This is a genomic window from Rhodothermaceae bacterium (genome assembly GCA_009838195.1).
Classification (GTDB): domain Bacteria; phylum Bacteroidota; class Rhodothermia; order Rhodothermales; family Bin80; genus Bin80.
Genome location: VXSC01000039.1, coordinates 1 through 10,088, shown reverse-complemented (window position 1 = coordinate 10,088; position 10,088 = coordinate 1). Strand labels below are relative to the sequence as shown.

At 49.4% G+C, this 10,088-nt stretch carries 8 protein-coding genes; 3 read left to right on the top strand and 5 right to left on the bottom strand.

The genetic code is table 11. The features are described 5' to 3' along the window. Positions 1 to 427, bottom strand: a 427-nt coding sequence (locus tag F4Y64_09245; protein ID MXX97781.1) for a GTP-binding protein, incomplete at its 3' end; no start/stop codon positions are given. Positions 428 to 789: 362 nt separating this feature from the next. Between F4Y64_09245 and F4Y64_09240 the strand changes: the two genes are divergently transcribed. Next, entirely contained in the window at positions 790 to 1,026 is a 237-nt protein-coding gene (locus tag F4Y64_09240; GenBank protein ID MXX97780.1) for a hypothetical protein, read from the top strand. 38 nt (positions 1,027 to 1,064) lie between these two features. Then, a complete protein-coding gene (locus tag F4Y64_09235; GenBank protein MXX97779.1) occupies positions 1,065 to 2,198 on the top strand; it encodes a hypothetical protein in 1,134 nt (377 codons plus the stop codon). Between the two features lie 298 nt (positions 2,199 to 2,496). Here F4Y64_09235 and F4Y64_09230 read toward each other — a convergent pair whose 3' ends face one another. Next, on the bottom strand, positions 2,497 to 3,519 hold the full coding sequence (locus F4Y64_09230) for a hypothetical protein (GenBank protein ID MXX97778.1): 1,023 nt from the start codon (positions 3,517 to 3,519) through the stop codon (positions 2,497 to 2,499). A 314-nt stretch (positions 3,520 to 3,833) separates the two neighbouring features. Between F4Y64_09230 and F4Y64_09225 the strand changes: the two genes are divergently transcribed. Continuing rightward, positions 3,834 to 4,082 carry a hypothetical protein gene (locus F4Y64_09225; GenBank protein ID MXX97777.1) on the top strand — a complete coding sequence of 83 codons (249 nt, stop codon included), beginning with the start codon at positions 3,834 to 3,836 and terminating at the stop codon, positions 4,080 to 4,082. Here the strand turns inward: F4Y64_09225 and F4Y64_09220 are convergent. The 3 genes from F4Y64_09220 to F4Y64_09210 are packed head-to-tail and all read right to left on the bottom strand — an operon-like array spanning position 4,044 to position 9,705. Then, the gene (locus tag F4Y64_09220) at positions 4,044 to 5,804 is read right to left on the bottom strand and encodes a hypothetical protein (protein ID MXX97776.1); all 1,761 of its coding nucleotides are present in this window, start codon (positions 5,802 to 5,804) and stop codon (positions 4,044 to 4,046) included. The genes F4Y64_09225 and F4Y64_09220 overlap by 39 nt on opposite strands. Further along, positions 5,801 to 8,398 (bottom strand): sensor histidine kinase, encoded by a 2,598-nt coding sequence (locus tag F4Y64_09215; protein MXX97775.1) that lies wholly within the window; start codon positions 8,396 to 8,398, stop codon positions 5,801 to 5,803. The genes F4Y64_09220 and F4Y64_09215 overlap by 4 nt, the downstream gene beginning before the upstream one ends. Then, entirely contained in the window at positions 8,395 to 9,705 is a 1,311-nt protein-coding gene (locus F4Y64_09210) for a hypothetical protein (protein MXX97774.1), read from the bottom strand. Before F4Y64_09210 ends, F4Y64_09215 begins: the two co-directional genes overlap by 4 nt. Positions 9,706 to 10,088 lie beyond the last annotated feature (383 nt).

Sequence of the window (10,088 nt, the reverse complement as noted above, 5' to 3'; positions counted from 1 at the left end):
CCAATCCGATGGTTGCATCTATGATCAGTACTGCCACATCACAATTTCGGATCGCACGTTCAGTGCGGAGCGTGGCATAGAATTCGACATTCTCATGAACTTTGGTTCGTCGCCGCAGCCCTGCAGTATCAACCAGTGTCACTTCCTGATCATTGTGTATCAGCTTTGCATCCACCGCATCCCGGGTTGTCCCGCTGATTTCCGTGACAATTGAGCGTTCCTCGCGCAGCAGAGTATTGGTCAGTTGTGATTTGCCAACATTCGGTCGCCCGATGAGTGCGACTCTGACTCCAGTATCCTCTTCCTCGGTCTCTTCATTCGGCAGTTCAGCTGTCACGGCATCGAGAAAATCTCCTGTCCCCATCCCATTCGTGGCGCTGACCGGATAGACCTCTCCCAGTCCCAGATTCAAGTTACAGAGGGGCATCTCCCCCGAATCCGCTCCTCTAAGTGAGGGTTTCGCGGAATCGGCTAGTTTCCTGGGAAGCTCCAGGACGCTCCGGTCCCCTGGATCGGTTACATATACCCGGTCATGTCAAAACGTGTGTCTGATCGGAGCTGCAACGTATAGGAAAAGATATGGTAACCGAAAGTGACCCGCGTAACCGACCCGTAATTTACCGGGTACTTTTGGGTGTACCATACTCTGGATAAATGGCTACACTGACCTACAAGGGAAGGCTCATGGTCCTCCAGTCGGCCGGATTGAATCCACATTTGTTTTAATTCATGCGGGGTGCGTATATTTGGCCCGGTTTAATTTTTCACCATAACAAATTTCTCTTCAAAATGAAGTACTTACTTAGCTTGACCGCCATGTGCACGTTTATGTTCGTTGGGAGTGTTATTCCTGCTCAATCTCAGCGGGCTACGCTCACCTGTGAACGTAATGGTTGTACGACCACTGTAAATAGCACGGCAGATGCATGGGATATGACAATTGTTTGTGGAGACGATACTTACGAATATGGCGGGGATGGAGCTTGGACGGGCAGTTTGTGTGGGGCGTCCATCATATTCGAATAGTGTAGGTTGTTCACTGAGCAATCCTACACATGAATCAGATGCATATGCATTCCAGTTCTTTTCCCCGCATACCTTTACCCACCTGGTGGGGGTATGCGGGGATCCTGGTCCTTTTGTTGTCCCTGCCCGCATGTCAGAGAGGAGGAATACCGCTGACCCGGTTTGAGGATTCTCCGGTCATTGACAGCTTGCTCGCTGCTGCCCCGCACTTTGTGGTCAATACGGACATTGAGGCGGAACGATGGGTCGCAACGACCAGATTGGGGCTCCCGACTGATTCATTAATCCTTGGGAGACCCTCGAATATGATCGCGATCGGGGATAGTATTTATGTCTCCGAGAATCTATCGACACATCTCTTTGCGGTAGGAGCTGATGGTCATCTCAGCCGCAAAATTGGTAAGCCAGGAAAAGCCCCCGGAGAGTTCCTTTATTTAGCAGGTCTACAATACAACGGTTCGTACGTATTCACAAAGGACGAGGGACGTGTACAAGTGTTTACGGACAAATTTGAATATGTCCATTCGTTCCGCTACTCCGGTTTGACGCATCGAAGATTTTCGGTTTCGCCCGACTATGTGTTTCTGAAGTGCCTTGGGGGAAACTGGCTGGTTTGTGCTCGTAGTGCGTCCCCCCCGTATGCCTGGATTCCATCCATTGAGTTACTTCCTGTTTTGGATCTTCCAGATCGGACGGGGGAAAACAGTAACTTCGTAACGGTGTCTCCCTCGGGAGAACGAATTGCCATGGCATATAGGGGTCTCCCTTATGTCTTTGTTTACGACGACCAGTTCAGACATCTGCGGACGATCCGATTTGAGGGAAGAGATGTTCGAAACTTTAAGCCTGTCATCGGCCTTCCCGACGGAGTTGGTCTTCCCGACGGAGTTCCAGCCGAGTCGTTTGAGTTTGGCACAAACGTTTTCATAGAGACGCTGAAGTTCATCAATGACCGCTATCTGATTGCAAGAGCCCCCAGCATTGACAATTACGTTTTCGATTTGTCTGAAAACGACTATGAGCTTGCAAGAAAAATAATCTTCCGCCCCGTCAATGACGCGGAAGAGAGAAAAGATATCCCCCCTGCAGATTTCCTCCTGCATGGAGATTACTTGTATGTGTCCTCACCGCGGGAAGAGTACGTATATGGCTACGAGTTTAATCTGGAGTGACGAGGAGTGAAAGGAGCGTTGCCATTTGAGGCGATCTGAGGCCCTTATTTGCGCTCAGTGGGCCAGACATGGGGATCCAGCTTATTAGCTTATTTCCTGATCGTTAATCCTGCGGGGCCTCTGGACGGCAGTGCGTTTCTGAGGGCCTTGACCGTACTTACTGCGGCCAAGCCTTCTAAACTGCCTCAGATTCGAGTTACAGGAGGCCTAAACTCCGAATCGGCCCCTCCGAGCGAGATTTTCGCGGAATCGGCTAGTTTTCTGGGATCATCGTATCGGATGGAGGAATCGCGTGATATCATCTCCCATCTCCGTTATCAGATTCAGTGTGAGAAGGCCCATCACCAAAATTAGCTCTGATTCGTTGAGCAAGGCGCTTTTGTAGTTCTTCGGTTGTGTTCCAATAGATACATGAATACTGTTGGATGTCAAAATGGACCTTTCCTGGTGAATTCTTACAACAAGTAAAAATGACCGGTATTTCGAGCCCATGAGCAAACCCGGCCTCATAGTAAACACTTCCGCGTGTGCCACCCTTTATTGCACCATCTTCTTTGACGACCTCTCCTTCGGTCAAGTCCACAACCAGAAATTTCGATCTCCGAATTTCGGCGATGATCCTGTCGTCAAGTTTGTCCAACGGTTCTGTCTGGTCAATACGAACTGCAGAATAACCACATTCCTCGATTCCAGGTACTATCCCATTGTAGTACGCGTTATCAAGCGATTTATCGAACCACATCGCTACGAATGCTTGCGTTGAATCAACGATTGGATTTTCCAGTTCAGCAAGGAGCGCATGGCCTCTTACTGTCAGAATACAGTACGTCTTTACAGACGCCCGTATTGATGGAGAGGGACCTATCCAATCTTGGCTGGCCAGAAAATCCAGTAGATAATGCACGTCTTCCAGCATAGTCGAACCAGACCAGGCAAGGGTTTCTGCATAACGTTTCCACGATGAATGATTAATGTTGGGGCGGCCGCTAGGGGGTTCAAAGTGATCGCTAATGTTGGAAAGCTGTGAATTGATATACCTCAAGAGGTATTCAGCTCGCTGGTAAACAGACGGACGACGAATGGAGTCAATCGCCAGGGTATCCGAGATCCTCGGCTCAGCATTTCCCACTGACCGCTGGCTAACCAGCCAAGAGGTGACCAGAATTCTTTGCTCATTACTTAAACCCTCCGCCATCTGATACCACGAACGAGAAATGATGTATCTCCCCCCTGCACGTGGAGAATTAAAGTGCCATGACGAATCATCACGAATCTCACACTCTGCGGGGGTTCCCCATATGGGGCATGTAGTCTTTTCCATGTGTTGTACAGTGTCTCGTTGAAGTAAAAAATGGCAGTCCTGCTACCTGTAAAACCGGCCAAACCGGTTCTGATTTCGGGCCGAGAATAGGTTTCTATAAATGACAGTATAAGGATATTATTCTATCCCCATACCACAATGCCGTGGCAATGGGAATCTTGGACAAGGAGTGCTCGATGCTCTAATGAGATTCTGGGGCCACAGAATTTGACATGGGGATCGCATCCAGAGTCGTTCCCGGAATGGGGTGGCGGATGGCGATGATATAATACCCCCCGAGTGTGGAGCAACACCAGATAGGCGCGGGGAGGAATATGGTTGTAGTTTACGGGCCTGGATGCGGAGCCCGGCAACTAAAAACATCGTCTGGACTATCATTTCCACGTTCCTGTACTGTACCCATACTTCCTGACGCAGGGGTCCAGGCGCTTGCGAAAGAGTTGGAACTGCCTGTCATCGCCCTCAGCCGGTTAAATCGCAATGCCGAGGAGCGGAAGGATAAGCGGCCGCTATTGTCAGACAGTTTAATAGTCAAGATCGAACGCATGACGACTCATTACTGAAGTGTATTGATCGAGCAAAACCGCTGCGTAGGGCATTCGAACCCGGCCACGACGACGAAGACGCCATGTTATCCTTTTGGGTTTCTCTATGATCTCTCCGTGGTCTTTATGCTTCGTTGCCTGCTCGAGGATAGGTTTGTATATACTCTTGAAGCGGTCAGAAGCCGAGAAAGTGAGAAGCAATTCAACTGCTATTTCTTTGTCGTTGCCTGGTGAACTGTCATCGGCCATCGCTTTGGATACAGCGGCTGTTCGGGCCTCATATATTTTTTTTTGTCCTTCCAGCAACTCACCAGGAGGTTCATGACCGTCGTCGACACGGACGCGCCCGTCTGAACGAAACGATGCAAGGTCAAGGATTGAAAGCCTAACCGCGGTGGCATTTCGAAAGTCACAGGCCCAATTTTCGCCGAATAATATGAATGGAAGAAATTGCATCTTCGGATTATCACATTTATCAGGTTTAGGAGATGTTTTTTTCTTGAGCGGCACAAGAAATGCGGTGTCTTGATCGCGGGATTTCCCTTCTGGCCTTAGAGAGATGTCGCACGGTTGGCCTAGAAGTATGAACATTTGCCTACTATTCTTGGTCGCCTCCTCCTCTCGATCAGCTTCAAATACATCTCCGCAAGCAATCGGGGTTAGCGCTCTGTTCACCAATTCACGCGATTCCCAAACCTCCGCTGTACGAAACTCACTCAGATGGGGGTCCGGTTCTGAGTCCTGTGGCTCAATGGAAATAGCGCGAAGGTCGCGTAGGCGTTTGGTACTTTCATGAACCTGATCGTTGTCCCCGAAAAACTCTCGTGATTTTTCTCCTAAACAGGCAGTTACTGCCCGTTCCACAACATGAAGCTCTGATAATCCTTCCCTATAACCCGGGTCGAATACTTGAGACTCGAGTTTCTCAGGGGGAATAACAAGCAATTTTCTTGCTGCGGCGTCAATTGCTCTATGCATGGTGTTTTGAACACCGTTTAAAACTTCATGCAGGCTCCGCCGCAGGCCGGCACGTTTGATACTTATACGAAGTGCCTCCTCCATTCCTACTGGATCGTCGGCCTTGTCGTACAAACGTTCTTTAGCGATCACGCAAATGGGAACCCCGAGTCCTTCGAGGCCCGAGAGCTTCTCAAGCAGTCTAGTCTCGGTTTCCCCCTCTCCAGCCATATCGGTCTCGTGGGTCAGGATAAAGTGCGTCCACTTGGAACTGGCATCTGAAAGCTGGCGGAGTATCTCAACACCCCGCATTGACGAGACACCCGCTTCCTTGAGGTCAACGATATAACACAGATGGGTGTCCCCATCCCCCGCTTCACAAAGTTTTGCTATATTTTGATCCGTTTCCTCGAAACTCCAGCGATCTTCCTCGTCCACACAGAGCAACTCGCAGGCCTTCGCGATCACATCGCTCGATAGCTCATGCTCATTAAACTGCCCGAGTATTTTTCCCTTTTCAAAGAAGATTGTTTTGATTTCCCTGAATCGTTGAGGTCGGACGTCCGTTAGAATCTGAGCTACTTCCTGAGTAGTGCGATCAGGATCAATTTCATACACCTCCAGCGCTTCTTCCAGCTCAAGGAATTCACACGCCAGTGTTACATCAAAGTAATCTGTCAGCTGTTTTGCTAATTGAGGTGGTGTTATCTCGTCAAAACGGTCATCGATCCAGATAACCCGCTCTGCACCGAGTATTTCAAGCGCTTGGGTAACCTGCATCATTGATCCGACACGACAAGAGGACCGAGGTTAACATCAAAGCGATACCGTTGTCCATCTTCATTCCTTTCGGGAAGCAGGTCGATTTCACCGCCATCTATACGGAGAAGCTCTGTAACAATGTACAACCCTAGTCCCTGGCCATCCCGATCGGGTTTAGCCGTGACAAAAATTTCAAATAGAGTCTCCTCATAAAATGGATCAACACCCGGTCCGGTATCCGAAACAATGAACCCAGAACGTGTCAACTCCACTGTTATTTGCTTTGCTCTAGTGCTTTTACCGATCAGTTCACCACGTTGCAGCCAGTAGATGCTATTTCTCACCAAATTATCGATTATTTGTGTTAGTCGAGGACGGTTCATGCGGACTGTTATCCCTATCCCAGTTATTAATGTCTGAATACCCGTCCGCTTAAAAACAAATGCGCGATTCTTGAAGTAATCTTTCATAAAGATCCTTAGAGAAATAGATTCTTTTATGGCGCGAGAGCGCGGTAACATCGGGTCGATAAGTGACGCAGCGCTTGATATCGCGGAGCAAGATGACCGTATAGCACGCAAGAAGGGAAGGATGTCTCCATTCTTGCGCTTTATGGCTCGTTCAATTGCCGACGTCCGCTGACGAATTTCCGTAAGATGCGTGCGTAGCTCATGCGCTAACCCCCTAGCACTCAGCCCTACGGCAGCGCTTTCAAACAGTGCAACTCTCTGCTCGTCATGTTCATCGAACTCCCGTCGCAGTCGTACAAGATTGGCGCTGGCTTGGGCACCGCTGGATAACTTCGACTGGATGGCCTCAATGGTGGTAACAGCCTTGTTCGCAACTTTAAGAGCGCGATCTGCGGAAACGTTTCCAGCATCGCTAACTGCCGCCTCTCGCTCAAGGTGCTTGACATCTGCTTGGAGGTTCTGCACTATGCGTTCGGTTTTCTCTCGCATTTTTTCGGCCGACTTAAACTCGGATTCAAGTACGCGAAACGAGCCTCTCGCTGTCGGTGGCATGGTAGGGTCCTGGGAATCTATTAGCTTCTTGTAATAATCATCTAAGGCACGGCGGATCTGTTCCAGGCTCTCGTTGGCGTAATCTCGGCATTGTTGGGCTATCTGCAGGAAACCTCGATAGGCCGGGTTTTCAATGAAACCCTCGCGATCTGACTTCTCAATCAAACCATGGTTATGCTCAACAGACAGCGCAAAATAACCGATAGTGTTGTTGACCCGCATACCATACGTACTCCCGGAGGTCATTGTCAATGATAGATCAAGCCAATCGCCCTGCGAGCGCACTCGAAAGCCATCTCGTAGTATTGAAATCCCGCTCATCTCTTTGATTAGCTTCGGATCAATACTCAGTCCCGCAGTGGCCGGTTCGTCGGCATCATCGCCGAGTTTATCGAGGTGGAAAAAGTAAAACGCCCCACTGAACGGACCAGGGTCAGCTATCTCAGTACCACTGTCTGACTGCATGTCGCGCCATTGGTACGTTCGCTTGAGTTCAACAAACCACTGACCCTCAAGGTCTATCTGCTTGTCCTGGTATGCCTTCAGACGACCATGAGACTCGAGAGCTTTGGCAAATTCCGTGCCTCCGTCTTGATTGAAAACTAATGCCGTACGTTCTTTATCTTTGCGAGTACGGGTTGATGTAAAGAGTCGTTTTCTGAAGCGCGCTTGCACGACCAATACTTGTTTATCGAGATTTTCGGGGTCGGTCTGCCAGTCAAATTTAAACTCTGCAATGGCCCGTTTAAGAGCTTCTTCCGTGACGGAAACAAGTGAGTGGTCGTCACCATCAAGTTTAATTCCAACCGGAAACGTTGAGGTTGCCTCAAATGGCGAAATCAAACGTGCGAGGCTTCGAGCAATCTCGCCAACACGACCCTTGCGACGCCATTCAGATAGATCCTGAAGGCCGAGAACAGAGACCCTTGTTCCTTTGAACTTCTCTGGATTTGGTATCCTCTCTACAAGAACCGGGATTTCATCGACAGTTCTTGCGGTATGACAATCAGCCCATCTGAACCGTGCTACCGCGAGTGGTTCAGAAGGTGATGTGGAGGTTTCAATGCGCAGTATATCCCCCAGCTTCATCGAGCCGAGTCGACCAAGGCCCTTGTCCCCCAACGGTGTTCGTCCTTTCTTTGTTTTCGCTTTTTTCTTTCCCGGTTCCCCCCGTTTGGCAGATTGGCTGATCACGAGCCAAGAGTTGTACAACTGATCTAGCCGGAGTCCTTCGCCCTTATCTTCAATCGTGATACGACCTGTGTACGTTAGTCGACGTGTCACGTCTTCGTTTTCACCTACCACATCATCTAAGGAAACACGCGTTCCTTGATCATTGACAATTTCAACCTCAACAGCCTCTGCTCGGTCATTGAATCTAACCAGCTTAGAAGCTGGTCCATTCTCCTCCAACGTATCAATTTCCAGAGTATCGATCTCGATTAGACAGCCAGGGGCATCGGCGTCGTAAGCATTCTTAACGCACTCGAGTATGGCTTGCTCGACATCGGTGACAAGTTCACTGCCAAGTTGGACGAGCACATGAGCTCCAACTTTCAGTTCTGCATCTTGATTAACCGTATCGTTCTTCATGCAAACTCAACAATGGTCGTAGTCTCCGCTGTGATCATTGCACCTTGAGAATTTCGTGATGGCATTCGTTTGCTGGGAATCTGTCGGTGAAGGGTTGTGATCAGGTTTCCGCCGAGACCAGTAAGCAGGTCTCTGCAAATTGAGTCAAACGGCACGGTAAGTCCCGCGACGGTTCGATTTCCAGTCGTAAGAACCCAATGAGCGGTCGACGTTGGGCCGGTTCGCAGATGGCTGATAGCTTCGCTAAAATCACCCAAAAAAGCCGAAACCTTGCGGATCGCCTTTCGCTTACCCAACTGCTTCGCCTTGTGTACGAAGGCATCAAAATGAGGGGACTTGGCACGAACACAATCTTCCTTCTCCTCGGCTCCACGGACTGAACCGCCCAAGCTTGCCGAGTCCAATGAGTTGGTATTGGAATTCAGTTGTGCCGCAATAGGGCTAGGAAGATCATATTCTGGGATCCATCGCATCGCAAGGTACGAGAATTGACCGTATGGTATCGTTGTCTTATTGTCACCATATGGAGGTGAGGTCACGAGGATCTGATGGTCATTGGAAGCCCTGTCGGATTTCGCCTCTCGCACATCTCCGCAGATGACCTCGACAGAGGGCCTTCTCGTTTGTGACTTTTGTTGCGCACGGTACTCTCGCACACCCATTAGCGTCTTGGATAGGTTACTCTCGAAGACCTCAGTCACTCTATCGGCAGCCACGTGATCTTCCGGTTTGCGGATGTGAAGCTTGTATGTACTGGTTCGGCTGTTAGAACAAAGCCGTAGTGTTTCTGCGAAGACCGTCCAAAAGACTTTACGTGTACCAGACTCGTCGAAGCTCATGATAGCTCTGCGCAAAACTGAAAACCTTAACGCGCTTTGATCATCAAACCACTTGGATCTACCTGGAAAGTCCACATCTATCGATTCTTGAACGTCAAAACGCAATGTTGACAGAAGCACCTCAGCTGCCGCTTCAATGTTGATGCCGCGATCGATGGCTATCTTGGCTTCACAGACAAGCACGGCTAACGGATTAATATCAATTCCTGTGAAGTCGAGATCGCGCAGCAGTGCCTCTGTCATGACCGTGCCAGACCCGACAAATGGATCAACTACACGAGATGGGGCGCCTTTGGCAGAACGTATTATATCAATTATATCACCTTGCATGCGTGGCAGCATCATGGCCGGGTATCGAAAGATGCCGTGTAGGTTCGGGCGAGCCTTCACCCCGACCGTACTCCATGCTTTTGGGGGGGATCCTTCCAATGACCGTAGTTTTTGGCAAAGTGTTGAAGGTTTAGCCATTTGCGATTAGGACCTCCAGTGTTCGGAAATGTCTTCAGTAATTACCGACGCCATGGCTTTCCACAACGCCTCCCGCACGATAGAATAATGGCAAATTTATTGAACTTAACAGTCATAATCGTCGAATTACCATTACCGAAGGGCGGTTTGCGATGGGCATTCCTTGACCAACCTTCTATCTCATTATGTCTATAAGTTCCCAAATATACCTTGTTTTGTCATACTCTTGTTTTGTATGGTAACTAGTTAACCTTTAACCCAAATTTCTTGACGGCATGATTCATCATGAATTGCTGTCCTCAGGCGGGGTTACTTCCGGTACTCCTCTTTTGGTGATTTGCGCCGAAACGCCAAGGTTACGGGGACCCCCTCAAACCCGTACG